Annotated in this window: 21 protein-coding genes; 16 read left to right on the top strand and 5 right to left on the bottom strand. The window is 71.1% G+C overall.

Features of this window, described 5'->3' with window-relative positions:
• Window positions 1-32 precede the first annotated feature (32 nt).
• The 6 genes from OG373_RS12930 to serA all read left to right on the top strand — a co-directional run bounded on the left by OG373_RS12930 (window position 33) and on the right by serA (window position 9,861).
• A complete protein-coding gene (locus OG373_RS12930; protein WP_405438292.1) occupies window positions 33-980 on the top strand; it encodes a 2-hydroxyacid dehydrogenase in 948 nt (315 codons plus the stop codon).
• A 282-nt stretch (window positions 981-1,262) separates the two neighbouring features.
• Window positions 1,263-4,160, top strand: a complete 2,898-nt coding sequence (locus tag OG373_RS12925) for a putative bifunctional diguanylate cyclase/phosphodiesterase (protein ID WP_405438290.1) — start codon at window positions 1,263-1,265, stop codon at window positions 4,158-4,160.
• A gap of 204 nt (window positions 4,161-4,364) precedes the next feature.
• Entirely contained in the window at window positions 4,365-6,251 is a 1,887-nt protein-coding gene (locus tag OG373_RS12920) for an acetolactate synthase large subunit (protein WP_362805314.1), read from the top strand.
• A 32-nt stretch (window positions 6,252-6,283) separates the two neighbouring features.
• The gene (gene ilvN / locus OG373_RS12915; RefSeq protein WP_030010002.1) at window positions 6,284-6,808 is read left to right on the top strand and encodes an acetolactate synthase small subunit; all 525 of its coding nucleotides are present in this window, start codon (window positions 6,284-6,286) and stop codon (window positions 6,806-6,808) included.
• Window positions 6,809-6,960: 152 nt separating this feature from the next.
• Window positions 6,961-7,962: a ketol-acid reductoisomerase gene (gene ilvC / locus OG373_RS12910; protein WP_397732455.1), complete on the top strand. Its 1,002-nt coding sequence runs from the start codon at window positions 6,961-6,963 to the stop codon at window positions 7,960-7,962.
• A gap of 309 nt (window positions 7,963-8,271) precedes the next feature.
• On the top strand, window positions 8,272-9,861 hold the full coding sequence (gene serA / locus OG373_RS12905; RefSeq protein ID WP_405438288.1) for a phosphoglycerate dehydrogenase: 1,590 nt from the start codon (window positions 8,272-8,274) through the stop codon (window positions 9,859-9,861).
• Between the two features lie 88 nt (window positions 9,862-9,949).
• On the opposite strand, the gene OG373_RS12900 is transcribed toward serA, so the two are convergent.
• Window positions 9,950-11,506: an MFS transporter gene (locus OG373_RS12900; RefSeq protein ID WP_405438286.1), complete on the bottom strand. Its 1,557-nt coding sequence runs from the start codon at window positions 11,504-11,506 to the stop codon at window positions 9,950-9,952.
• A 90-nt stretch (window positions 11,507-11,596) separates the two neighbouring features.
• On the opposite strand from OG373_RS12900, the gene OG373_RS12895 reads away from it, so the two are divergent.
• On the top strand, window positions 11,597-12,175 hold the full coding sequence (locus tag OG373_RS12895; protein ID WP_189973023.1) for a TetR/AcrR family transcriptional regulator: 579 nt from the start codon (window positions 11,597-11,599) through the stop codon (window positions 12,173-12,175).
• 75 nt (window positions 12,176-12,250) lie between these two features.
• On the opposite strand, the gene OG373_RS12890 is transcribed toward OG373_RS12895, so the two are convergent.
• Window positions 12,251-13,450 (bottom strand): PucR family transcriptional regulator, encoded by a 1,200-nt coding sequence (locus tag OG373_RS12890; RefSeq protein WP_405438285.1) that lies wholly within the window; start codon window positions 13,448-13,450, stop codon window positions 12,251-12,253.
• A gap of 160 nt (window positions 13,451-13,610) precedes the next feature.
• Between OG373_RS12890 and OG373_RS12885 the strand changes: the two genes are divergently transcribed.
• From OG373_RS12885 to OG373_RS12870, 4 genes are all read left to right on the top strand, one after another.
• Complete coding sequence (locus OG373_RS12885) at window positions 13,611-14,537, top strand: proline dehydrogenase family protein (protein WP_189973025.1); 927 nt, start codon at window positions 13,611-13,613, stop codon at window positions 14,535-14,537.
• A 31-nt stretch (window positions 14,538-14,568) separates the two neighbouring features.
• Window positions 14,569-16,200 carry an L-glutamate gamma-semialdehyde dehydrogenase gene (gene pruA, locus OG373_RS12880; RefSeq protein WP_405438283.1) on the top strand — a complete coding sequence of 544 codons (1,632 nt, stop codon included), beginning with the start codon at window positions 14,569-14,571 and terminating at the stop codon, window positions 16,198-16,200.
• A 249-nt stretch (window positions 16,201-16,449) separates the two neighbouring features.
• Entirely contained in the window at window positions 16,450-17,343 is an 894-nt protein-coding gene (locus OG373_RS12875; RefSeq protein ID WP_405438281.1) for a hypothetical protein, read from the top strand.
• A complete protein-coding gene (locus OG373_RS12870; RefSeq protein ID WP_405438280.1) occupies window positions 17,343-17,567 on the top strand; it encodes a hypothetical protein in 225 nt (74 codons plus the stop codon). Before OG373_RS12875 ends, OG373_RS12870 begins: the two co-directional genes overlap by 1 nt.
• A gap of 57 nt (window positions 17,568-17,624) precedes the next feature.
• On the opposite strand, the gene OG373_RS12865 is transcribed toward OG373_RS12870, so the two are convergent.
• A complete protein-coding gene (locus OG373_RS12865; protein WP_405438278.1) occupies window positions 17,625-18,326 on the bottom strand; it encodes a nitroreductase family protein in 702 nt (233 codons plus the stop codon).
• A 109-nt stretch (window positions 18,327-18,435) separates the two neighbouring features.
• Between OG373_RS12865 and OG373_RS12860 the strand changes: the two genes are divergently transcribed.
• Both OG373_RS12860 and OG373_RS12855 read left to right on the top strand, forming a co-directional pair.
• Window positions 18,436-18,954: an SMI1/KNR4 family protein gene (locus OG373_RS12860; RefSeq protein WP_405438276.1), complete on the top strand. Its 519-nt coding sequence runs from the start codon at window positions 18,436-18,438 to the stop codon at window positions 18,952-18,954.
• Complete coding sequence (locus OG373_RS12855) at window positions 18,954-19,493, top strand: GNAT family N-acetyltransferase (RefSeq protein WP_405438275.1); 540 nt, start codon at window positions 18,954-18,956, stop codon at window positions 19,491-19,493. The genes OG373_RS12860 and OG373_RS12855 overlap by 1 nt, the downstream gene beginning before the upstream one ends.
• Before the next feature lie 25 nt (window positions 19,494-19,518).
• On the opposite strand, the gene OG373_RS12850 is transcribed toward OG373_RS12855, so the two are convergent.
• Both OG373_RS12850 and OG373_RS12845 read right to left on the bottom strand, forming a co-directional pair.
• Entirely contained in the window at window positions 19,519-21,549 is a 2,031-nt protein-coding gene (locus tag OG373_RS12850; protein ID WP_405438273.1) for a phosphocholine-specific phospholipase C, read from the bottom strand.
• Between the two features lie 119 nt (window positions 21,550-21,668).
• Window positions 21,669-22,682, bottom strand: coding sequence for an NADP-dependent oxidoreductase (locus OG373_RS12845; protein ID WP_405438271.1), 1,014 nt, complete (start codon window positions 22,680-22,682; stop codon window positions 21,669-21,671).
• 101 nt (window positions 22,683-22,783) lie between these two features.
• Here OG373_RS12845 and OG373_RS12840 point away from each other — a divergent pair, with 101 nt between their 5' ends.
• The 3 genes from OG373_RS12840 (at window position 22,784) to OG373_RS12830 (ending at window position 25,235) form a co-directional block, all read left to right on the top strand.
• Window positions 22,784-23,692 (top strand): LysR family transcriptional regulator, encoded by a 909-nt coding sequence (locus tag OG373_RS12840; protein WP_405438269.1) that lies wholly within the window; start codon window positions 22,784-22,786, stop codon window positions 23,690-23,692.
• A gap of 260 nt (window positions 23,693-23,952) precedes the next feature.
• The gene (locus tag OG373_RS12835; protein ID WP_257789859.1) at window positions 23,953-24,081 is read left to right on the top strand and encodes a hypothetical protein; all 129 of its coding nucleotides are present in this window, start codon (window positions 23,953-23,955) and stop codon (window positions 24,079-24,081) included.
• 113 nt (window positions 24,082-24,194) lie between these two features.
• Window positions 24,195-25,235, top strand: coding sequence for a 3-isopropylmalate dehydrogenase (locus tag OG373_RS12830; RefSeq protein ID WP_405438267.1), 1,041 nt, complete (start codon window positions 24,195-24,197; stop codon window positions 25,233-25,235).
• The last annotated feature ends 173 nt before the right edge of the window (window positions 25,236-25,408 follow it).

Raw genomic sequence — 25,408 nt, 5'->3', positions numbered from 1 at the left:
TGATCCGGATGGCTTGGCATAGCCTCGTGATCATGACTGCAATGACCCCGGATGTCTGGCTCCCGTTCCCCGCCGAGGAGGTCGAGGGCCTTCCCGACTGCTTCCGGTACCGCCTCTGGGACGGCGAGGACGCCTTCCCGGCCGATCCGGCCGACTGCGTCTTCTACGTGACCCCGTACATGAAGTCCCCCGAGGTCACCGTGCGCCCGCTGGCGGCGATGCCCGCCGTCCGGGTCGTCCAGACCCTGACCGCCGGGATCGACCACGTGCTGGGCGGCCTCGGCGACCTGCGCCCGGGCGTACGGCTGTGCAACGCCGCGGGGGTCCACTCGGCCAGCACCGCCGAGCTCGCTCTCGCGCTGACCCTCGCCTCCCTGCGCGGCATTCCCGGCATGGTGCGCGGCCAGGACCGCGAGGAATGGCGCTCCGGGTTCTACGACGCACTCGCCGACAAGTCGGTTCTGATCATCGGCTACGGATCGATCGGCTCGGCCATCGAGGACCGGCTCGTGGCCTTCGAGTGCGGGCCGGTCGCCCGGGTGGCGCGGACGGCGCGGACCGGCGCCCGCGGGCCCGTGCATGCCCTGGCCGACCTGCCCGGGCTCCTGCCGTCGGCCGATGTGGTGATCCTCGTGACCCCGCTGACCGAGGCCACCCGCGGCCTGGTCGGCGCCGAATTCCTCGGCCGGATGAAGGACGGCGCCCTGCTGGTGAACGTGTCCCGCGGCCCCGTCGTCGACACCGAATCCCTGCTGGCGGAAGTGGAGTCGGGCCGGCTGCACGCGGCGCTCGACGTCACCGACCCGGAACCGCTGCCCGCGGGCCACCCGCTCTGGCATGCTCCGAATGTCCTGATCACGCCCCATGTCGGCGGCAGCAGCTCGGCGTTCGAACCGAGGGCCAAGCGCCTGCTGGCCCGCCAGCTCACCCGGTTCGCCGCGGGAGAGCCGGTGGAGCACACGGTGTTGGTCACCGAGTGACGGGCGGCGCACACGCTCCGAAGTCACCCGAATGCGTGCAGTGTGCACAACTCCCCGAACGGTAACGGAGAGTAGAGGGAGCATGTCCCTGAGTGACGAAAGTGGTGTATCGTCCGGAAGAAGGGGCTGCGCCACGAACGTCTGGCGCTGGGGAGTGATCGGACACTTTGGGGGGCGACGGGCGATGTACGGCCAATGGACGAAGGATCCGACGCGGCACTGCCGCCGGAGGCGACGCTGCCGAGACTGGGCTGCACCGGAACCAGCCGGCGAGGGGGACCGGTGAGCACCCAGGGGGCGGCGCTCCTGAACCGGCCCTCCGTCTCCGGCGGAGGCAAGGGTCTGGCGATGCAGCTGCTCCTCGCGGTGGTCAGCGGCGGCTATGCCGTCGGCGCCGCCCTCAACTGGGGCTCGGAGGAAGTCGCCGAGATCATGGGCGACTTCGGGCTCAGTGCGGCCGGCTTACTCGCCGCGGTCTCCTGCTACTCCTACGCGAGGGCGATCGACAGCCGCGAACGCCCCGCCTGGCTGCTCTTCGCCTTCTCCTCCCTCATGGGCGCCGGCGGCAACGCGGTCTGGGGCTGGTACGAGGTGATCCTCGGCGTGGAAGTGCCGAAGCCCTCGGTCGCCGACTTCGCCTTCCTCTGCTTCGCCCCGCCCGCCATCGTGGGCCTGCTCGTCCTCGCCAAACGCCCGGTCACCCGCGCCGGCTGGGTGTGCCTCGGACTCGACTCCTGGCTCATCGGCGGCTCCCTGCTCACCCTCTCCTGGAGCCTGGCCCTGGCCCATGCGGCGCGGACCGCCCAGTCCGGCGCCCCCGGCAGCGTCCCGCGCGCCGCGCTCTCCCTCGCCTATCCGCTCCTGGACATCGCGCTCGTCTCGATGGTCCTGGTCCTGCACTTCCGGCGCAGCGAGACCAACCGCTCCGCCGTCAACACCGCCATCGCGGCGCTGGCCCTGACCGTGCTCAGCGACGCACTGTTCACCTCGCCCCTGCTCAGCGCCGAGTACCAGTCCGGACAACTGCTCGACGCGGGCTGGTTCGCGGGCTCGCTGCTGCTCGCGTACGCGCCCTGGGGCGCCCGGCGCATCCACCCGGGCCCGGAGCCTGCCGGGCGTCCGCGCGCGGACCGGCCGCACAGCCGCCCGATCACCGGCTCGCTGCCCGCCCTCACCCCGTACCTCGCGGCCGCCGTGTGCACCCTCGGCATCCTGTACAACGTCGTGGACGGCCGGAAGGTGGACCGGATGGTCGTCTTCACCGGCTGCACGGTCGTGCTCGCCCTCGTCATCCGCCAGGGCATCATGCTCCTCGACAACATCGCCCTCACCCAGGAACTGGCCCAGAAGGAGAACCACTTCCGCTCCCTGGTCCAGGGCTCCAGCGACGTCATCATGATCGCCGCGCCCACCGGGACCCTGCGCTACGTCAGCCCCGCCGCCGCCGGGGTCTACGGCCGCGAGGCGGAGGAGCTGGTCGGCACCGAGCTCGCCACCCTGATCCACCCCGACGACCTCGGGCGGGTGGTGCACGAGGTCCGCCGCTTCCTCGCCGCACCGCCCACCGAGGAGCCCACCACCCGCATCGAGTGCCGCTTCAAGTCCGGCGGCGGCGAATGGCTCAATGTGGAGTCCACCGTCAACCGCCACCAGGGCGGGCTCATCCTCAACAGCCGGGACGTCACCGAACGGGTCCGGCTCCAGGCCCAGCTCCAGCACAGCGCGGAGCACGATCCGCTGACCGACCTGCCGAACCGGGCCCTGTTCACCCGGCGCGTGCGGCAGGCCCTGACCGGCAGGCGGGCGGGCGACCACAGCACCGCCGTGCTCTTCATCGACCTCGACGGCTTCAAGGCGGTCAACGACACCATCGGCCACCAGGCCGGTGACGAGCTGCTCGTCGAGGCCGCGCGCAGGCTCCAGGACTCGGTCCGGGCCGGGGACACCGCGGCCCGCCTCGGCGGCGACGAGTTCGCCGCACTGATCCTGGGCGACGGCAACCGCGACCCCGGCGCCCGCGAGTACCAGGTGCGCGAGATCGCCGACCGGCTGCGCACCACCCTCTCCCAGCCGTACCGGATCGGCGGCAGCGAGGTACGGGTGGCCGCGAGCATCGGCGTGGCCTTCGCCGACCCCGGCATCACCCCTTCGGACCTGATGCGCAACGCGGACCTCGCGATGTACCGGGCCAAGGCGGGCGGCAAGGACCGCGTCGAGATGTACGCCCCGCAGATGCAGGCCGAGGTGGTGCGCAAGGCCGAGCTGGCGGGCCGGCTGCGGACCGCGATGCACGAGGGAGAGTTCGCCCTGCTGCACCAGCCCGTGGTCTCGCTGACCACCGGCGAGGTGTCGGCCGTCGCCGCACAGGCCCGCTGGCGCTCCGCCCAGGGGATCCTCTTCACCCCGGCGGAGTTCCTGCGGGTCGCCGAGTACAGCGAGGGCGGAGCGGGCGGACAGGGCTCCGCCGGCGGTCCCGGCCAGGACGCCGCGCGCACCGCCGAGCTGGGGCGCTGGCTGCTGCAGGAGGCCGTGGAGCAGGCCGCCGACCGGCACCGGGCCGGACACGACGTACCCGTGGCCGTACGGATGACCGCGCAGCGGCTCCTGGACCGGTCCATGCCGCTCGGCTCCGTTGAGGCCCTGCTGACCCGGCACGGACTGCCCTCCGGGGCCCTCGTGCTGGAACTGGCCGTATCCGACCCCAGAGTGCCCTTCGACGACCTGGAGCGCCGTCTGGCAGCCCTGCACCGGCTCGGGGTGGGTATCTCCCTGGACGGCTTCGGCAGCGGCTACGCGGCCATCAGCGCCCTGCGCCGCCTCCCCGTGGACATGCTCAAGCTGGACCGGGGCCTGGTGGAGGGGGTGGTCGAGTCCGCCCGCCTGCACAAGATCACCGCCGGTCTCTTGCGGATCGCAAACGACCTGGGCATGCGGTCGGTCGCGGACGGGGTGGACCTGCCCGAGCAGGTCCTGGCGCTGCGTGCGATGGGGTGCACGCACGGCCAGGGAATGGCCTTTTCCGGCCCGCTCGACGAGTACAGGCTGCGCCGTGCGCTGGTGCGCGGTACGTTCCCAGTACCGGGCGGAGCGGCCCAACCAGCACTGGCCGGCGGCTCCCCCGGGGGCTCGATGGCCATCCGCAGAGGCTCACATAATGAGACGCCCGTCCCACCTACTTGACATCACCCTCCCGCCGGAGGGAGGGTCAGTGCCATGCGCACCCGAATTCTCGTACTTGGAAAGCGCGTCGGCTGAAGCTGGGACCTGCATGTCCCCGCTCAACACCCCCGACGCGCTCCCCTCGCTTGCCTCCTGGCACGAGGGGTTTTTTGTTGCACTGGCACAGAGTCGAATCCGCGTAAAACCCTCAGCTTCGAGAAGAGAATGCCGATGACCGAGCAGGCCACCGGGGCCCACCATCCGCAGCCGCGGCCCCGTTCCGGCGGACAGCAGTCCGCCGCAGTTGAGCACGTCACGGGTGCGCAGTCCCTCATCCGCTCTCTCGAAGAGGTGGGGTGCGACACCGTTTTCGGTATTCCGGGCGGCGCCATCCTTCCCGCGTACGACCCGATGATGGACTCCAAGAAGGTCCGTCACATCCTGGTCCGCCACGAGCAGGGGGCCGGCCACGCCGCCACCGGCTACGCCCAGGCCACCGGCAAGGTCGGCGTCTGTATGGCCACCTCCGGCCCGGGCGCCACCAACCTCGTCACCCCGATCGCCGACGCGCACATGGACTCCGTCCCGCTCGTCGCGATCACCGGTCAGGTCTCCTCCAAGGCGATCGGCACCGACGCCTTCCAGGAGGCGGACATCGTCGGCATCACGATGCCGATCACCAAGCACAACTTCCTGGTGACCAAGGCCGAGGACATCCCGCGGACGATCGCCGAGGCCTTCCACATCGCCTCCACCGGCCGCCCGGGCCCGGTCCTGGTCGACATCGCCAAGGACGCCCTGCAGGCGAAGACCACCTTCTCGTGGCCGCCGGCCCAGGACCTCCCCGGTTACCGCCCGGTCACCAAGCCGCACGCCAAGCAGATCCGCGAGGCCGCCAAGCTGATCTGCCAGGCCAAGCGCCCGGTCCTGTACGTCGGCGGCGGCGTCATGAAGTCCGGCGCGACCGCCGAGCTGAAGGTCCTCGCCGAGCTGACCGGCGTCCCGGTCTGCACCACCCTGATGGCACTGGGCTCCTTCCCCGACAGCCACCCGCTGCACGTCGGCATGCCGGGCATGCACGGCAGCGTCACCGGCGTCACCGCGCTGCAGAAGTCGGACCTGCTGATCGCGCTCGGCACCCGCTTCGACGACCGCGTCACCGGCAAGCTGGACAGCTTCGCCCCCTTCGCCAAGATCATCCACGCGGACATCGACCCGGCCGAGATCGGCAAGAACCGTGCGGTCGACGTCCCGATCGTCGGTGACGCCCGCGAGGTCATCGCCGACCTGATCCAGGCCGTCCAGGCCGAGCACACCGAGGGCAACGCCGGCGACTACACCGCCTGGTGGAACGACCTCAGCCGCTGGCGCGACACCTACCCGCTGGGTTACGACCTGCCCACCGACGGCAGCCTCTCGCCCCAGCAGGTCATCGAGCGGATCGGCGCGCTCGCGCCGAAGAGCACGATCTTCGCGGCCGGTGTCGGCCAGCACCAGATGTGGGCCTCGCACTTCGTCAAGTACGAGGAGCCCCGCACCTGGCTGAACTCCGGCGGCGCCGGAACCATGGGCTACGCGGTCCCGGCCGCGATGGGCGCCAAGGTCGGCATGCCCGAGCGCACGGTGTGGGCGATCGACGGCGACGGCTGCTTCCAGATGACCAATCAGGAACTGGTCACCTGCGCGCTGAACAACATCCCGATCAAGGTCGCGATCATCAACAACGGCGCCCTGGGCATGGTCCGCCAGTGGCAGACCCTGTTCTACAACCAGCGGTACTCCAACACCGTCCTGCACGCCGACGAGACCGGCCACGACACGGTCGGCTCCCAGCTCGGCGAGTCCATCGCGCCCCGCAAGGGCACCCGCGTCCCGGACTTCGTCAAGCTGTCGGAGGCCATGGGCTGCGTGGCGCTGCGCTGCGAGGACCCGGCCGACCTGGACAAGGTCATCGCCGAGGCCAACGCGATCAACGACCGCACCGTCGTGATCGACTTCATCGTCCACGAGGACGCCATGGTGTGGCCGATGGTCGCCGCCGGCACCTCCAACGACGAGGTCATGGCAGCCAGGGGCGTCCGTCCCGACTTCGGCGACAACGAAGACGACTGAGCCGAGAGAGCCCGAGAGAGAGAACGCCCCACATGTCCAAGCACACGCTCTCCGTCCTGGTCGAGAACACGCCCGGCATCCTCGCCCGGATCGCCGCACTGTTCTCGCGCCGCGGGTTCAACATCGACTCCCTCGCGGTCGGTGTCACCGAGCACCCCGACATCTCCCGCATCACCATCGTCGTCAACGTCGAGGACCTCCCGCTGGAGCAGGTGACCAAGCAGCTGAACAAGCTGGTCAACGTGCTCAAGATCGTCGAGCTGGAGTCCCACAACGCCATCGAGCGCGAGCTCGTCCTGGTGAAGGTCCGCGCCGACAACGAGACCCGCTCGCAGATCGTCGAGATCGTCCAGCTGTTCCGCGCCAAGACGGTCGACGTCTCCCCGGAGGCCGTCACCATCGAGGCCACCGGCGGCTCCGACAAGCTCGGTGCGATGCTCAAGATGCTGGAGCCCTTCGGCATCAAGGAGCTCGTGCAGTCCGGCACGATCGCCATAGGGCGCGGCGGCCGGTCCATCACGGACCGCAGCCTGCGCGCGCTCGACCGCAGCGCCTGACCGCAGCACCTGCCGCAGCACCCGACCCGGCCGGCACAGCGGCCGCCGGGGCCGCGGCAGACACGCTCGCCCGCATGGCGAGACCGAGAAACTCAGATTCCGTTCCCCGCCGTACGGTGGGAGCAACACCAGCGCACCAAGGAGATATCCCAGTGGCCGAGCTGTTCTACGAGAACGACGCCGACCTGTCCATCATCCAGGGCCGCAAGGTCGCGGTCATCGGTTACGGCAGCCAGGGCCACGCCCACGCGCTGTCGCTCCGTGACTCCGGCGTCGACGTCGTCGTCGGCCTGAAGGAGGGCTCGAAGTCCAAGGCCAAGGCCGAGGAGCAGGGCCTGAAGGTCGTCCCCGTGGCCGAGGCCGCCGAGTGGGCGAACGTCATCATGATCCTCACCCCGGACCCGCTGCAGGCCGAGATCTACGAGGAGTCCATCAAGGACCACCTCAAGGAGGGCGACGCGCTCTTCTTCGGCCACGGCTTCAACGTCCGGTACGGCTTCATCAAGCCGCCCGCCAACGTCGACGTCGCCCTGGTCGCCCCGAAGGGCCCGGGTCACCTGGTCCGCCGTCAGTACGAGGAGGGCCGCGGCGTTCCGTGCATCGCCGCCGTCGAGCAGGACGCCACCGGCAAGGCCTTCGACCTGGCGCTCTCGTACGCGGCCGGCATCGGCGGCACCCGCGCCGGCGTCATCAAGACCACCTTCACCGAGGAGACCGAGACCGACCTGTTCGGTGAGCAGGCCGTCCTCTGCGGTGGCGCCTCCGCCCTGGTCAAGGCCGGTTTCGAGACCCTGACCGAGGCCGGCTACCAGCCGGAGATCGCGTACTTCGAGTGCCTGCACGAGCTGAAGCTCATCGTGGACCTCATGTACGAGGGCGGCCTGGAGAAGATGCGCTGGTCCGTCTCCGAGACCGCCGAGTGGGGCGACTACATCACCGGCCCCCGCGTCATCACCGACGCCACCAAGGCCGAGATGAAGAAGGTCCTCGCGGAGATCCAGAGCGGCGAGTTCGCCAACACCTGGATGGCCGAGTACAAGGCCGGTCTGCCGAAGTACAACGAGTACAAGAAGGCCGACGAGGAGCACCTGCTGGAGACCACCGGCAAGAAGCTCCGCAAGCTGATGAGCTGGGTCGACAACGACGAGAGCTGAGCCCGTGACGGCGGGGCCGGGACACCTGGGGTCCCGGCCCCGCCGCGCATCACCGGAACTTTCCGGCCGCGAGGCCGGACCGGGTTTCGGGCGCCGGGAATCCGGCCCCGAGAGGTGCGGGTTGTCCACCCCGGCCAACCACGGACGGGTGATCCTTCCGTACAGGCGGAAATCCGGACCGTCAGCGCCACTACACTGCTCAACACATACGCGTCAGGCCCACAGTGTCGTGCGTCTTCCACGCGGCTACCCCCTCCACCGCCTGCGGCCGTCGGGACGGCCGTCCGCACTGGACTTGTGAGGACCCACGTGAGCTCGAAACCTGTCGTACTCATCGCCGAAGAGCTGTCGCCCGCCACCGTGGAGGCGCTCGGCCCGGACTTCGAGATCCGCCACTGCAACGGCGCCGACCGCGCCGAGCTGCTGCCCGCGATCGTCGACGCCGACGCGATCCTCGTCCGCTCCGCCACCAAGGTCGACGCCGAGGCCATCGCCGTGGCCAAGAAGCTGCGGGTCGTCGCGCGTGCCGGTGTCGGTCTGGACAACGTGGACGTCTCCGCCGCCACCAAGGCCGGCGTGATGGTCGTCAACGCCCCGACCTCGAACATCGTGACCGCGGCCGAGCTCGCCTGCGGCCTGCTCGTCGCCACCGCCCGCAACATCCCGCAGGCCAACACCGCCCTGAAGAACGGCGAGTGGAAGCGGAACAAGTACACGGGTGTCGAGCTCAGTGAGAAGACCCTCGGCGTCGTCGGCCTCGGCCGCATCGGCGTCCTGGTCGCCCAGCGCATGTCGGCCTTCGGCATGAAGGTCGTCGCCTACGACCCCTACGTACAGCCCGCGCGCGCCGCCCAGATGGGCGTCAAGATGCTGGCGCTGGACGAGCTCCTCGAGGTCGCCGACTTCATCACCGTGCACCTGCCCAAGACCCCCGAGACCCTCGGTCTCATCGGGGACGAGGCCCTGCACAAGGTGAAGCCGTCCGTCCGCATCGTCAACGCCGCCCGCGGCGGGATCGTGGACGAGGCCGCGCTGTACACGGCCATCAAGGAGGGCCGCGTCGCCGGCGCCGGTCTCGACGTGTACGCCAAGGAGCCCTGCACGGACTCCCCGCTCTTCGAGCTCGACCAGGTCGTCTGCACCCCGCACCTCGGCGCGTCCACGGACGAGGCCCAGGAGAAGGCCGGTGTCTCGGTCGCCAAGTCGGTGCGCCTCGCGCTCGCCGGTGAGCTCGTGCCCGACGCGGTCAACGTCCAGGGCGGCGTCATCGCCGAGGACGTCCGTCCCGGCCTGCCGCTCGCCGAGAAGCTCGGCCGCATCTTCACCGCCCTCGCGGGCGAGGTCGCGGTCCGCCTCGACGTCGAGGTCTGCGGCGAGATCACCCAGCACGACGTCAAGGTGCTGGAACTCTCCGCCCTCAAGGGTGTCTTCGAGGACGTCGTCGACGAGACGGTCTCCTACGTCAACGCCCCGCTGTTCGCGCAGGAGCGCGGCGTCGAGGTCCGTCTGACCACCAGCTCGGAGTCCCCGGACCACCGCAACGTGGTGACCGTACGCGGCACCCTGTCGGACGGTCAGGAGGTCTCGGTCTCCGGCACGCTCGCGGGCCCGAAGCACCTTCAGAAGATCGTCGGCATCGGCGAGTACGACGTGGACCTGGCGCTCGCCGACCACATGGTCGTCCTGCGCTACACCGACCGCCCCGGCGTGGTCGGCACCGTCGGCCGCGTCCTCGGCGAGGGCGGTCTGAACATCGCGGGCATGCAGGTCGCCCGTGCGGAGGAGCACGGCGAGGCGCTCGCCGTCCTCACCGTCGACGCCGCGGTACCGGCGGACGTCCTCGCGGACATCGCCTCCGAGATCGGCGCCGTCTCGGCGCGCACGGTCAGCCTCGCCTGAGCCCGCCGGGGTGACGATGTGAGGCAAGGGCCCGGGGGAGACCCCGGGCCCTTCCGCTTTCCGTCGGCCACGCGCCACGGCGAGCGGTTCAGTTGTACGTCGCCTCGCGCGGGCGGTCCCCGGCGCCGGCCGCGGGCTCCGCCGCGGGCGGGGCCGACGCTTCGGTCCCCCGCAGCAGAGCCGAGGCGAGCAGGGCCGCCGCGAGCAGCAGCGCCGTACCGCCCCAGGCCGCGTACTGCATTCCGTGCACGAAGGCCTCCCGGGCAAGCGCCAGTACCTGCTCACCGGCCGGTCCGCCGAGGTGGTGGGCGGTGGCGACGGCCCCGCCCAGGGTCTCCCGGACCGCGGGCTCGGCACCGGCCAGGTCGCTGCGGTAGACCGCGGTGCCCAGGCTGCCGAGGACCGCCATGCCCAGGGCACCGCCGAATTCCGTCCCGGTCTCCAGCAGGGAGGCGGCGGAACCGGCCTTCTCCGCGGGTGCCGAGCCGAGCGCCATGTCGGAGATCAGGGACAGCACGGTGACGATGCCCGAGGCCAGTACCCCGGCGCCGGTCAGGATCAGCCACAGCGAGTCGGTGTCCACCAGGCTGATCAGGACGAAGCCGGCGGCGGCGAGGACGAACCCGCCGGCGATGACGTGGGCCCGGTCCACCTTCTGGGCGAGGGCGGCGGAGACCGGGGCCGCGGCGCCGATGACGACCGACGGGGCGAGGCTCCACAGCGCGGCTTCCAGGGTGCCCATGCCGAGCACCGACTGGAGGTACTGGGTGGTGAAGTAGGCCGATCCCATCATGGCGAAGGCGGCGACGGTGTTCAGCCCGATGCCCGCCCCGAAACCGCGGCCCCGGAACAGCGCCCGGCTCACCATGGCGTCCTCACGGGAGCGCTGGCGGCGGACGAAGGCGTAGCCGAAGGCCAGGCCGACGGCGACGCAGACCGCGTAGAGGGGTTCGAAGCCCTCGGCGGCGATCTCCTTGAGCCCGTAGACGACCGGCAGTACGGCGGCCATGGAGAGCGGGACGCTGAGCAGGTCGAAGCGGCCGGGGGCCGGGTCCTTGAACTCCGGTACCAGGACCGGGACCAGGAGCAGCAGGAGCAGCATCGCGGGCACGTTGATGAGGAAGACGGAGCCCCAGTAGAAGTGGTTCAGCAGCACCCCGCTGAGCACCGAGCCGAGGGCGATGCCCCCGGTCATGGCGCCGGACCAGATGGCGATGGCCCGCCCGCGCTGCCGGTCGTCCTGGAAGAGGTTCCGTACGAGGGCCAGCGTGGAGGGCATCAGGGTCGCGCCGCCGATGCCGAGCAGGACGCGGGCCGCGATGAGCATCTCGGCGCTGGTGGCGCAGCCGGCGCCGATCGAGGCGAGGCCGAAGGCGGTCGCGCCGATCAGCAGCAGTTTGCGGCGGCCGATCCGGTCGCCGAGCGAGCCCATCGTGATCAGCAGGCCGGAGAGGGCGAAGGCGTAGCTGTCGAAGATCCAGAGCTGCTGGGTGGAGCTCGGGTCCAGCTGGTCGGTGATGGCCGGGATGGCGAAGTAGAGGACGGAGACGTCCATCGAGACCAGGAGCAGCGGCAGCAGGAGGACGGTGAAGGCGGTCCATTCGCGGCGGCCGGCAAGTTGCGCTGTGGCGGCGGGAGTTGTCATGAGCAGGAATGTACAGACGTCTTAAACGTTTGTCTATGACGGATGTCTAGAACTGTTGTCTGGGACGGTTGTCTTGCTACCGTGGGGGCCATGGGACATCGCGAAGATCTGCTCGAAGGCGCCAAGAAATGCCTGGTCGAGAAGGGGTTCGTGCGCACCACCGCGCGCGACATCGTCAGCGCCTCGGGGACCAACCTGGCCTCCATCGGCTACCACTACGGCTCGAAGGACGCCCTCCTTACCGAGGCCTTCATCGGCCTGATGGAGGAGTGGGGCGCGGTCTTCCAGTCCGGCCTCGACGGTGAGGGCGGGTCGCTGGAGCGCTTCCGCGCCCTGTGGGAGGGCGTGCTGGCGCAGCACGAGAAGTCGGGTCCGGTCTGGGCGGCCAGCCTGGAGGTGGCCCTCGGCCGGGACCAGCGGCCGGAGTTGCGTTCCATGCTCGCCGCCTCGCAGGCCGAGGGCCGGCGGGGGCTGATCTCGATGCTCACCGGCACCCCGGAGGACCGGCTCGACGAGCGGGACGTCCGCACCCTGGGCGGCTTCTACCAGGCACTGTTGAACGGCCTGATGATCCAGTGGCTCTTCGACCCGGAGTCGGCGGCGACCGCCGAGGAGTTCACCGAGGGCATGCGCCGGGCCGCCGAGGCGATGACCCGGCCCCGGGACTGACCGGAGCCGAAACCTCCGCCGCGTGGTCGAACAGGTCCCGTCGCCGGGACACCGGCAAGATCCGAAAGAGACGGCCTAGGCCAGGCGGGAGGCCTTGAGGGCCATGTGGAGCAGCAGGCGGTCCTCGCCCTCGTCCAGGTCGAGGCCGGTCAACTGCTCGACCCGGCCCAGGCGGTAGTAGAGGGTCTGGCGGTGGATGCCCAGGGCGGCCGCCGCGCGGCCCGCCTGGCCGGCGCAGTCCAGGAAGACCTCGGTGGTACGGGCGAGTTCGCGGTTGGCCGGGGTCAGCAGGGTGCGGGCCGCGGGGTCCTCCACCGGGTCGGCGGCGAGGCTTGCCAGCAGCCGGTACGGGCCGATCTCCGACCACTGGGCGACCGGGCCGAGCCGGGGCTGGGCGACGGCCGCCCGGGCGGCGGCGACGGCCTGCTCCCAGGCGGCGGGCAGGTCCGCGAGGCCCCGTACGGGGTCGGCCACGCCGGCTGTCACCCGGGGCGCGGCGGCGGCGCCGCCCGCCGGGTCTGCCGCGACGCGCGGCAGCAGCCGGGTCGCCGCCGCCAGGGCCGGAGCCAGCGCGTCCGTCGAGCGCAGCCGGAGCAGTACCGCGAGCCCCGCCTCGGCCCCGGGCTCCTGCCCCGGCCCGGACCCGACCCGCCGGGGTACGACGCACACCGCCGCCGCGCCCGGGACCGACGCCGGAGCCTCCCCGGGCCACGGCGTCACGCAGACCGCCGCGTGCAGCCCGTCCCCGCCGGCGCCGAGCGCGACCCGAAGCGCGGCCACCGCCATGTCCTGCTGCCAGCCCCGGTCGGCCGTGAGCACCGCCAGGAACTCCCGCGAGAGGTCCGCCCCGGCCTTGGCCTCCTCGGCGAGCAGCACCCCGATCCGCTGGGCCACCTCCATGGCCGCGTCCAGCGCCGACGGCCCGGGCCCGGGCAGGCCCGGCTCCTGGTCCAGGAGCCATACGTAGCCCTGCACGATGCCCCGGTACCGCACCGGCAGGCAGATCCGCCCCCGGTACACCCCCGCGTCGGGCGCCGCCGGGATCCGGACGGGGCCGGTGGCGCGGGCGATGCCGAAGCCCTCGAACCAGGACCGGACGTCGGCCGTGGACTGCCGCGTCAGGATCGAGCGGGTCCGTACCGGGTCCATCGCGAGGTCGTCCTCGCTGTCGTGGGCGCCGAAGGCGATCAGCCGGAAGTCCCGGTTCTCCAGGGTCGCCGGGGCGCCGAGCAGCGCGGAGATCTCGTCCACCAGGTCCTGGTAATCGCCCTTCACGCGGACATTCTCCCACCCCGGCAGGGGCCCTTCAGACAGATGTATGAGATCCGGGACACGGATGCGTGACAGCTGTCGATGGCAGAGGATCAAAGCGATCCTTAGGTTTCACGGTGGTTTTACTTGCGCTTTTCTTCTGCCACCCGCTGGAGGTGCCCCCGTGCTGGGTCCCGTGATCCTCGCCGCTTCGCGCAGCGACAAGATGCGTCGTATCGTCTCTGCCGCCCCGGTGACCAAGCCCGTGGTGAACCGGTTCATCCCCGGCGAGACCGTCGATCAGGTCATCCCGATCGTCGAGGAGCTCACGCGGGCCGGCCTCGAAGTCACCCTCGACGTCGTGGGCGAGGACATCACCGAGGTGGAGCAGTCCTACGCCGCCCGGGACGCCTACCTCCAGCTCATCGAGCGCCTCGCGGAGCTCGGCCTCGGCGAGAAGGCCGAGATGTCCGTCAAGCTGTCGATGTTCGGCCAGGCGCTGGAGGGCGGCCACGAGCTCGCCCTCGCCAACGTCCGCCCGGTCGTCGAGGCCGCCGCCGCCATCGGCACCACCGTGACGCTCGACGCCGAGGACCACACCACCCTCGACTCGATGTTCGCCATCCACGAGGAGCTGCGCCGCGACTTCCCGCAGACCGGCTGCGTGATCCAGGCGTACCTTTTCCGTACGGAGGCCGACGCCCGCCGCCTCGCCGCCGCCGGCAGCCGCGTGCGCATCGTGAAGGGCGCCTACAAGGAGCCCGCCGAGGTCGCGTACCAGGACAAGGCGGAGATCGACAAGGCGTACGTCCGGATCCTGAAGACCCTGATGGACGGCGAGGGCTACCCGATGATCGGGTCGCACGACCCGCGCCTCATCGCCATCGGCCAGGAGCTCGCCCGCAAGGCCGGGCGCAAACTGGACGAGTACGAGTTCCAGATGCTGTACGGGATCCGCAGCGAGGAGCACCTGCGGCTCGCCGCCGAGGGGCACCGGATGCGCGTCTACACCGCGTACGGCACGGACTGGTACGGCTACTTCATGCGCCGCCTCGCGGAGAAGCCGGCCAACCTGCTCTTCTTCGTCCGCTCGATGATCACCAAGAACTAGCCAAGAACTAGGTCAAGGAGTTACCAGCCCCATGGATGCTGTGACCCAGGTCCCCGCTCCGGTCAACGAGCCGGTCCACTCGTACGCCCCCGGCACCCCGGAGCGCGCGCGCCTCGAAACGCAGCTCAAGCAGCTGTCCGAGAACCCGATCGACCTCCCGATGACGATCAACGGCGTCAAGCGGATGGGCGGCGGCGAGCGCTTCGACGTGGTCCAGCCGCACGACCACAAGTCGGTGCTCGGCACCTATGCGAACGCCACCGAGGCCGACGCGCAGGAGGCGATCGACGCCGCCCTGGCCGCCGCCCCGGCCTGGCGCTCGATGTCCTTCGACGACCGCGCCGCGATCATCCTGCGCGCCGCCGAGCTGCTGTCCGGCCCGTGGCGCGAGAAGCTCGCCGCCTCCACCATGCTGGGCCAGTCGAAGACGGCGCAGCAGGCCGAGATCGACACTCCGTGCGAGCTCGTCGACTTCTGGCGCTTCAACGTCCACTTCGCCCGCCAGATCCTGGCCGAGCAGCCGGTCGCGAACTCCGCCGGCGTGTGGAACCGCAGCGACCACCGCCCGCTCGAAGGCTTCGTCTACGCGATCACGCCGTTCAACTTCACGGCCATCGCGGGCAACCTGCCGACCGCCCCCGCCCTGATGGGCAACGTGGTCCTGTGGAAGCCGTCCCCGACGCAGACCCACTCCGCGATCCTCCTCATGGAGCTCCTGGAGGAGGCCGGCCTGCCCAAGGGCGTCATCAACCTGGTGACCGGCGACGGCATCGCGGTGTCCGAGGTGGCCCTGAACCACCCCGAGCTGGCCGGCATCCACTTCACCGGCTCGACCAAGACCTTCCAGTACCTGTGGAAGACGGTCGGCAACAACATCGAGAAGTACAAATCCTACCCGCGCCTGGTCGGCGAGACCGGCGGCAAGGACTTCGTCGTCGCGCACCCGTCCGCGGACCGCGCCGTCCTGAAGACCGCCCTGACCCGCGGTTCCTTCGAGTTCCAGGGCCAGAAGTGCTCGGCGTCCTCGCGCGCCTACGTCCCGGCCTCGATCTGGAACGACGGCTTCAAGGAGGCCTTCGCGGCCGAGGTCGACGGCATCACCATGGGTGACGTCCGCGACCTGACCAACTTCATCGGCGCCGTCATCGACGAGCGTTCGTATCTCAAGAACAAGGCCGCGATCGACCGCGCGATCGCCGACCCGACCTGCGAGATCATCGCCGGCGGCACGTACGACGACTCGGAGGGCTACTTCGTCCGCCCGACCGTCATCGCGTGCACCGACCCGGAGAACGAGGTCTTCACGACCGAGTACTTCGGCCCGATCCTCGCCGTGCACGTCTACGAGGACGCCGACTTCCACGCGATGCTCGCGCAGATGGAGTCCGTCTCGGCGTACGCCCTGACCGGCTCGATCATCGCCGCCGACCGCTACGCGGCCGCGGACGCGATGGAGAAGCTCCGCTTCGCGGCGGGCAACTTCTACATCAATGACAAGTCCACCGGTGCCGTCGTCGGCCAGCAGCCCTTCGGCGGTGGCCGCGCCTCGGGTACCAACGACAAGGCGGGCGCCGCGTCGAACCTGATGCGCTGGACCTCCACCCGCTCCATCAAGGAGACGCTGGTCGCGCCGACCGACTACGCGTACCCCCACATGGGCTGATCCGGCCCCGCAGAACCCCGCCCCCGCTCCGGTACCCCCCAGTCCGGAGCGGGGGCGGTTTCCATTTCCCCGACCGGCAACTCCTGCTAGCCTGGCGACAGTTGTCGTGTACGGCGACACGCTCCAGTACTCGGGCCCGGTTACCCGAGGGAGCCGAGGGCTCTGACGAGTTCCCGTACGGGGTGGGATGTTTGCCAGGAGATACGAGACCTCTACGCGTCCGTGCCGGGACGACGCACGGGGAGACGTATGTCCAGGCGCACCGACAACCGCCACCGCGTGGCGACCATCTGCCGTGAGGCCACCGGTCTTCCGCACCACACCTGCATGCGGTGGGCCGCAGACGGGCTGATCACCCGGCGCCAGCCGGTCCCCGATGCCGCCGACGAGCAGCAGCGGACCTTCGAGGCGCTCGTGGTGGCCGAGCTCGCCGACGGGCTCCGCGGACACGAACTGCGCGACGGGGCCCTCCTCGGCTTCACCCGCGCCCGTCCCGAGCCGGGTGGTCTGACACTGTCGTTGCATCCGGTGACGGCCGACCGGGTCCTCGGCACGCTGCTGCCCCGGATCGACGAGCACCGGGGCGGTCTCCGCGGTGTGCCGGGGCTGCGGCTCGTCCCGAGGGGCGGGACGTGGGTACTGACCCGGGTCCAGGGCCGTGCCGCGATCCATCTGATCCACCCGGCCGCGGACTGGCGGCCCGCCCTGCCGGAGCACGGCGAGGGGCTCACCCAGCTGTGGCGGCGCAACCGCCACCGCATGCACCCCGCCGAGGCGGCGGACTGGGAGCAGCGGTCCGGTGGGGGCCACGACCACGGTGTTCCGGCGCAGAACCGCCTGAACAGCAGGCTGCTCAGGCGCCCCCTGCTGCTGGCCGCCGCCGGGGCCGCACACGGTTCGGCGAACGTCTACACCCACGGGGGAGGGGACGTCGTCGTCGAGTGGTGCTGCTCCGTGGAACGCTCCGACCTGGAGCAGCGGCTGCGGCGCAGCGGCCTCGCGCAGCGGCCGGACGAGAGCCCGGAACGGGAACGGGAGCGGGACCGCCCCTGGTTCCCCGGCGAGATCGTGATGGGCGGCGGGTTCGTCACCCTGCGGCGCGGACCCTGCTACGCGGCCACCGCGGAACCGGGGGCGCGCTGATGCTGCTCGCGGCGATCGCAACGGCGGCCGTGCTCGGCGTGGCCAAGGTGGTCCGGGACGCGCTCATCCTCCGCCAGGTGCGGGCGGCCATGGAGGGCTGCTCGGCGGAGGACCGGGTCCGGATCGGCATCAGACTGGCCGGGGCGCTGGGCGGCGGTCAGGCCGGGGAGCCGGAGCCGGGCCCGGCACCGCTTCCGGGCCCGCCCACCGCGCCCGGCGCCTAGGCCGTCGCTTTCGACGGGACGCCGCGGGCTCGGCCGACAAGATCCGAAAGAGACGGCCTAGACCTCGACCATGACCTGGTCCAGGGACTTGCGGACGAGGTCCGGGACCTCGCAGTCGTCCGCCGGGTAGCCCACCGGGATGACGGCGAAGGCCTTCTCGTTCTCGGGGCGTTCCAGGACATGGCTGAGGAAGCGCATGGGGCTGGGGGTGTGGATCAGCGCCGCCAGGCCGGACAGGTGAAGCGCGGACAGGAGCATGCCCACCGCGATGCCGACCGACTCGTCCACGTAGTAGTGCTTGCGCTTCGTGCCGTCCGGGCCGAGCCAGTAGCGCTGCTGGAAGACCACGATCAGTGCCGGGGCGTCCGTCAGGTGGGTCTTCACGGCGTCCGTGCCGATGGGGCGCAGGGCGGCGAGCCATTCGTCGCCCAGACGGCCGTCGTAGGACAGCTGCTCCTCCTGCTCGGCGGCCGCGCGGATCTGCTGACGCACGGCCGGGTTCTTGACCAGGACGAAGGTCCACGGCTGCTGGTGCGCCCCGGACGGGGCGGTCGCCGCGCAGGCGATCGCGTCCCGGACCACCTGATCGGGCACGGGGTCGGGGGAGAAGTGGCGTACGGTCCGCCGCTCGTCCATCCGCGTCCGCAGCTCGGCGGCGCGCGCGAGGGATTCCTGCTGCGGCATCCGCTCGGGCCGGTAGGGGGCGGGACGGTACGGCTGGCCGTGGATCGGGGTCCACTGCTGGGTTTCGGGCGACATGGGGCGAGTCTGCCGAGGCAATGGTCCGGACCGCCAGGGCCGCGTCGGCCGATTCCGGCCGGTGAACGGCGTCCGGCGTCCGCAATGCGGTCATTGGTACGGTCACGGGATGAGCGAGTGGGACGCGCAGGCGGTACGGGAGCGGCTGCGCGCGAAGACCCTCCGGTACGAACTCAGGGCGCCGCTCCCGGAGGCGGAGGTCCGGGCCTTCGAGGCGGAGCACGGCATCCGGCTGCCCGAGGAGTACCGGACGTTCGTCACCACGGTCGGCGACGGACCGGCGGGCACGGCCTACGGGCTGATGCCGCTGATCACTCCGCGTCCCGAGGCCGACGACGACTGGGCGGTGGACGACGAGTGGCGGGAAGACCGCCGCCCGGGCCGGCCGGCCGCGCCCTGCCCGATCCGGGAACCCCGTCCGTTCGACGTGAACCGCAGGTTCGACGAGCGCGAGGGGATGACCCTGGGCACGCTCATGCTGGCCGAGCAGGGGTGCGGCATGTATTCGAGGCTGATCCTCAACGGGCCGCTGGCCGGGCAGGTCTGGCACCTGGACCAGGACTTCGGGACCTGCCTGCCCGAGAGCCCGGACTTCCGCACCTGGTACACCGACTGGCTGGAGAAGTGATGGACGTGCGCGTCGCACACACCGCCGGGCTGACCGGCGACGAGCTCCGCGAGGTGCGGGCCCTGCTCGACGAGGCTTTCGAGGGGGACTTCGGCGAGGAGGACTTCGAGCACGCCCTCGGCGGGATGCACGTCCTGGTCCGGGACGCGGGCGGCGCGCTCGTCGCGCACGGCAGTGTGGTGCAGCGCCGGGTCGTGCACGGTGGGCGGGCCCTGCGGACCGGGTACGTCGAGGCCGTCGCCGTACGGGCCGACGCGCGGCGGCGCGGCCTCGGCGGGCAGGTCATGGCCGAGCTCGAACGGATCGTCGCGCGGGCCTACGTGCTGGGCGCGCTGTCGGCCTCGCAGGACGGGGCCCGGCTCTACCTCGGCCGCGGCTGGGCGGTGTGGCCGGGCCGGGTCGGGGCACTGTCGCCGGACGGGCCGGTGCGCCTCCCCGAGGAAGAGGGCTCCACCTACGTGTGGGTGCCGCCCGGCGGGATCCTGCTGGACCCCGCCGGCCGGCTCGACTTCGACTGGCGGGACGGGGACGTCCTCTAGACGGTCGCTCCCGGCCCCGTGCGCGCTACGACCCCGAGATGCTGGGCGCGCCCGACTCGATGTGGCCCGTGTAGCGGCGCGACCAGGTGCCGTCGGAGTCGGCCAGGATCGTGAAGTCGTACCAGCCGTTGCTGTAGGCCACGGCGTTGAAGTAGTCCTCGCGCGAGGAGTTCGCCGGGACCGTGTAGGTCCACGGGCCGTCCGTGCGGTAGGCGTTCGAGCGGATCGTGAAGGTGACGGGGGAGCCGGAGGCGTTCTTCATCCTGAAGTAGACCGCCGTTCTGCCGGTGCCCGGCTCGACCGCGAAGCGGGCGACCACCTCGATGTCCTTGCCCGGCTTCGAGGCGTCGCCGATGAAGCGGCGCAGGAAGCGGTTCGGCCCGTGCATGGAGATGTCGTACTTGCCCGAGCCGTGGCCGAGGCCGATGTTGAAGTAGTCGCTGCCCGTGGCGCCCGGGTCGACCGTGTACTGCCAGGCCGCCGTGTCCCGGTGCTGGTGCGGGTGGATCGAGAAGTGCGCCGCCCGCTTCGCCTCGGCGCCCTGGTTGGTCATCGAGAACCAGGCCAGGATCTTGCCGGCCGCCCCGAACTCGAAGCGGTCCAGATTGCCGTTCACCTGGTACGGCAGGGCCCGTGCCGGGCGGGTACCGGGCTCCTGCGCCGGGAGGGCGTTGTCCTGCGGGGCCGGGTTGGGCAGCGGGGCGCAGGTCGACTGGCCGATCACCTCGGCGGTGGACGGGAGGCCCGCGGGGACCCCGTAGACCGGGTGCGCGAAGTCGAAGACGCCGGTCAGGTCGCCGACCACCCTGCGGCGCCAGGCGCTGATGTTCGGGCAGGTCGCGGGGGTGCCGAGGGCGGCCGTCCATGTCTCCATGAACCGCAGGACCGAGGTGTGGTCGAAGACCTCGGAGCTCACCCAGCCGCCGCGGGTCCACGGGGACATCACGATCATCGGGACGCGGAAGCCGAGCCCGATCGGGGTGCCGTCGATGTACTCGCCGGGGGTGCCGGGCGGCGCGACCGGCGGCGGGACGTGGTCGAAGAAGCCGTCGTTCTCGTCGTAGTTGAGGAAGAGGACCGTGGAGTCGAAGACCTCGGGGTTCGCGGCCAGCGCCCGGTGGACCAGGTCCACGAAGTGCGCGCCGTCGCCGGGCGGGGCGTACGGGTGCTCCGAGAAGGCCTCGCTGGCCACGACCCAGGACACCTGGGGCAGGGTGCCCGCGACGACGTCGGCGCGTATCGCGGCCGCGATGTCGTCCGGGGTGGAGCCGGTGACCTTGGGGACCGAGCCCATGCCGCGGTCCCACAGCGGGTTGCCGGGGGCCGCGTCCGTGAACTTCTTGAAGTAGGCCAGCCCGTTGTCCCCGTAGTTGTCCTGGGCGTTCTGGTAGACCTTCCAGGTCATCCCGGCCCGCTGGAGGGCCTCCGCGTAGGTCTCCCAGGTCAGCCCGGACTCGTCGCCGCCGTCCTTGCTGGAGGCGTCGATCCTGCCGCTCCACAGGAAGGTGCGGTTCGGGCCGGTCGCGCTGAGGGTGGAGCAGAAGTACGCGTCGCAGACCGTGTAGTTGTCGGCGAGGCCGTAGTGGAAGGGGATGTCTCCCCGGTCCAGGTAGCCGAGGGTACGGGTGTTGCCGACGCCGAGGACCCAGTTGTCCATCCGGCCCTTGTTCCAGGCGGCGTGCTGCGAGGTCCAGCTGTGCGGGAGGTCGCCGTTGCACTGGGCCAGCGTCTCGCCGTCCACCCCGCCCGCCGGCGGGGTGGCGGACAGCTTCCACGGGTACTGGCGGCCGCCCCAGTTGGGCTGGTTGAACATGCCCCAGCCGCCCGGGATGTTGCCGGCGGCGCGGTCGCCGAAGCCGCGGACGCCCTTCAGCCTGCCGAAGTAGTGGTCGAAGCTGCGGTTCTCCTGCATCAGGATCACCACGTGCTTCACGTCGGTGATGGTGCCGGTAGCGGCGGCCGCGGCCGCCGTGGTCGGCGTCATCGCGGGCAGGGTGGCGCCCGCCACGAGCCCGGCGCCGATTCCCACGAAACCTCTGCGGCTGATCGGTGTCACTGGCCTCTCGCCTCCAACTCAAGTGCCCCGCTGGCACAACGACGGCAAGAGTGGCGGCGCCGGGATCAAAGGTCTACATCCGTGCGGTAAGAGTTCGGTGAACATAGGGGTGGCTGGAATCAGCCACCGGTCCGGACCAGCATCTTGCCCAGATTCTCACCCCGGAGCATGCCCAGAAAGGCCTCCACCGTCCGGTCGAAGCCCTGGACAACGGTGGTGTCGGTGCCGATCCGGCCGCTGCGCAGATGGGGTACGAGGAACTCCTCAAGCTCCTCCTGCAGATTGGTGTGATTGCGAACCAATACCCCTTCCAGTCGTAGCGACTTGTGTACGACCTCGAAGAGGTTGCGGGGTGCGGCGGGCGAGCGGTCCCCGTTGTACATCGAGATCGCGCCGACCCACGCGATCCGCCCGTACTCGCGCAGCGCGTCGATCGCCCCCTCCAGGTGCTCCCCGCCGACGTTGTCCACGTAGACGTCGATGCCGTCCGGGGCGGCCTGCGCGAGCTGCTCGCCGACCGGGCCGTCGTGGTAGTCGAAGGCCGCGTCGAAGCCGAGTGAGTCGGTGAGGTGACGGACCTTCGCCGCCGATCCCGCGCTGCCGATGATCCGCCGGGCGCCCAGCAGCCGGGCGATGTGGCCGGCGGCCGTGCCGACCCCGCCCGCGGCGGCGGAGACGAAGAGGTCCTCGCCGCCCCGCAGGGCGGCCGTCCGGGTGAGGGCGGCGTACGCGGTCAGGCCGGTGCCGCCGAGGTGGGAGAGGTACGCCTCCAGCGGGACGCCGTCGTGGCCGCGCAGCCTGCGCGTTCCGTCCACGCCCAGGGTGACCGGGGCGTGGGTCCGCCAGCCCGCGCGGTGGAAGACCAGGTCGCCCTCGCGCAGCCCCGGATCGCGGGAGGCGATCACCCGGCCCACCGAGCGTCCCTCCAGCGGGGTGTTCAGCTCGAAGCCGCCCTCGCCGCCGTCCATCAGGCCGCGGTGGTACGGGTCCACCGAGAGCAGGAGGTTCTCCACGAGCGCGGCGCCGGGCCCCGGCTCCGGCACCGGCGAGGCGACGAGGGCGAAGTCCGCGGCGGTGGGGAAGCCGGAGGGGCGGGCGATCTGGTGGACGAAGCGAGCGGTGTTCGTGGTCATGGGCCCGACGCTAGGAAGGAATGGGCGGCCCGGGCAGGGGGTTGCGTTCATGGAAGCCGCCCATCCATGAACACCGCTCATAGAACGAGGTGGAAGCGCGCATGGCGGGAAGCACTGCCGACCTGCTGCCCCAGGAACTGCGGATCCTGGTCGCCGTCGCCGAGAGCGGCGGCTTCACCGCCGCCGCCACCGCGCTCGGCCTCACCCAGTCCGCCGTCTCCCACTCCGTGCGCGGCACCGAGGCCAAGGTCGGCACGGTGCTCTTCGAGCGCGGCCGCGGCGGGGCCACGCCCACCCCGGCGGGGGACCGGGCGGTCGCCCTCGGCCGCCGGATCCTGCGGATGTACGAGGTCCTGGGCGCGGAGGCGCGCGGCGCGGGCCGCGGTGGCGCGGGTGGCGGTGCGGGCCGCGACACGGTGGAGGGCGTGCTGCGGATCGCCGCCTTCCGCAGTGCGGCCCTGCATCTGCTGCCGCCCGCCCTGGAGCGGCTCGCCTCCCGGCACCCGGGTATCCGCCCCGAGGTCCGCGTGGTGCGCGAGATCGGCGCCGGCGCGGCCGGGGAAGTGGCGTCGGGCCGCGCCGACCTGGGCATCGCCACGCTGGGCGGGTCGCACGACGCGCCCCCCGGCCTGCTGACCGGGGTGCTCGCGCAGGAGGCGTACCGCCTGGTCCACCCGGCCGGGCACCCGGACCCGAAGGGCCTGCCGCTGATGGACTGGGACGAGAACTGCGGCTCGTACACGCGCTCCTGGTGGCGGGCCCAGGACTGGATCCCGCGGGCCACGGTCAAGGCGGAGGACGACGCGATGGTGCTGACCATGGTCGGCCGCGGGCTCGGCATGGCGATCATGCCCGAGCTGTCGCTGAGGGAGGCCACCGGGGCGGTGGGCATCACCGATCTGGGCCCTGGGGGGCCGGTGAGACAGGTGGGATACGTCACTACGCCGGAATCGGCGTCGACTCTCGCCGTCAGGGCTCTGATCAGGGAACTTCGCTCCGAGAGGGGGTGAAACGGATGCCCGGGACGGGGCCTTCCGAGGGTCCTCGCGTCTCAGATAGTAGGAAGCCCGAGTAATTGCCGAGACATACAACGGGACCTGCCCTAGCTTTGTAGAAGCCGAACGTCTCGCCGATCCGGCGAATGGCGGTCGAGAGCGCGCGCCCCTGGCAGGCAACCCCTGCGGCGCACTGCTCCCCGCCTCTTCCGGCGCCTTGAAGGAACCCCTCATCCGTGGCTTCGCCACGCCGTGATCTCAAGGAGTCGATCACCATGACCGCTTCCACCGCCACCCGCCGCGTCCGCCACAGCTCCGCCTCGGCCGACGACCGCAAGAACGCCGCCGCCGCTCTCCAGCGGGCCCTCGACCGCCGTGACAACGGCGGATCCACCGGCCACTGACCAGCGCCGCCCGAGAGATTCTGCGTCCACCGCGGCCCCACCGCGGACCCCACCTTGGTCCACATGGTGGACGCAGAATGTCTGAGGGCTGGGACACGGAGTACGGTTCCGTCATGTCGACCAGCATCAATCTCGCAGTGATCCCCGGTGATGGCATCGGCCAGGAAGTCGTGGCTCAGGGACTCAAGGTCCTTACCGCGGTCCTGCCCCAGGATGTGAAGCTGGAGACCAAGCAGTACGACCTCGGGGCCCAGCGCTGGCACCGCACCGGTGAAACCCTCCCGGACGCGGAGCTCGAAGCTCTCAAACACCACGACGCGATCCTCCTCGGCGCCATCGGCGACCCCTCGGTCCCGTCCGGCGTGCTGGAGCGCGGCCTGCTGCTGAAGCTCCGCTTCGCCTTCGACCACTTCATCAACCTGCGCCCGTCGAAGCTGTTCCCGAACACGGCCACCCCGCTCGCCGGCCGTCCGGAGATCGACTTCGTCGTGGTCCGCGAGGGCACCGAGGGTCCGTACACCGGCAACGGCGGCAGCCTGCGCACCGGCACCCCCGCCGAGGTGGCCACCGAGGTCAGCATCAACACCGCGTACGGCGTCGAGCGCGTCGTCCGCGACGCGTACGAGCGGGCGAACGCCCGCCCCCGCAAGAAGCTGACGCTGGTCCACAAGAACAACGTCCTCGTGTACGCCGGCCACATGTGGAAGAACATCTTCGACAAGGTCGGCCAGGAGTACCCCGAGGTCACCACCGACTACCTGCACGTCGACGCCGCGACGATCTTCTTCGTCACGCAGCCCGAGCGCTTCGACGTCATCGTCACGGACAACCTCTTCGGTGACATCCTCACCGACCTGGCCGCCGCCGTGACCGGCGGAATCGGCCTCGCCGCCTCCGGGAACATCAACCCGACCGGCTCCTTCCCGTCCATGTTCGAGCCCGTCCACGGCTCGGCCCCGGACATCGCCGGCACCGGCAAGGCCGACCCGACCGCGACGATCCTCTCCGTCGCCCTCCTGCTGCGTCACCTCGGCCACGAGTCCGAGGCCGCCCGCATCGAGGACGCGGTCACCGCCGACCTCGCGGAGCGTGACGGAACCTTCCGCTCCACCGACGCGATCGGCGACGCCCTCGCCGCTCGAGTAGCCGGCTGACCCGGCAGCTCCACCTCAGGAAGCCGCCGGGTCACAATGGGACCCGGCGGCTTTTCCTGTGCGGCCCCGGGTGCCACCATCTCCCCTGGGCCGCTCTCCCCGCTTCTCCGAAGCCTGCCCGCGCGCGATAATCGAACGCGAGGCCGCGGAATGCGGGGAAGCTCGGACGTCCT

It is taken from the genome of Streptomyces avidinii (genome assembly GCF_045161815.1).
GTDB lineage: Bacteria > Actinomycetota > Actinomycetes > Streptomycetales > Streptomycetaceae > Streptomyces > Streptomyces avidinii.
Note: the sequence above shows the minus strand (reverse complement) of the source record. Positions and strands in the feature narration are given on the sequence as shown.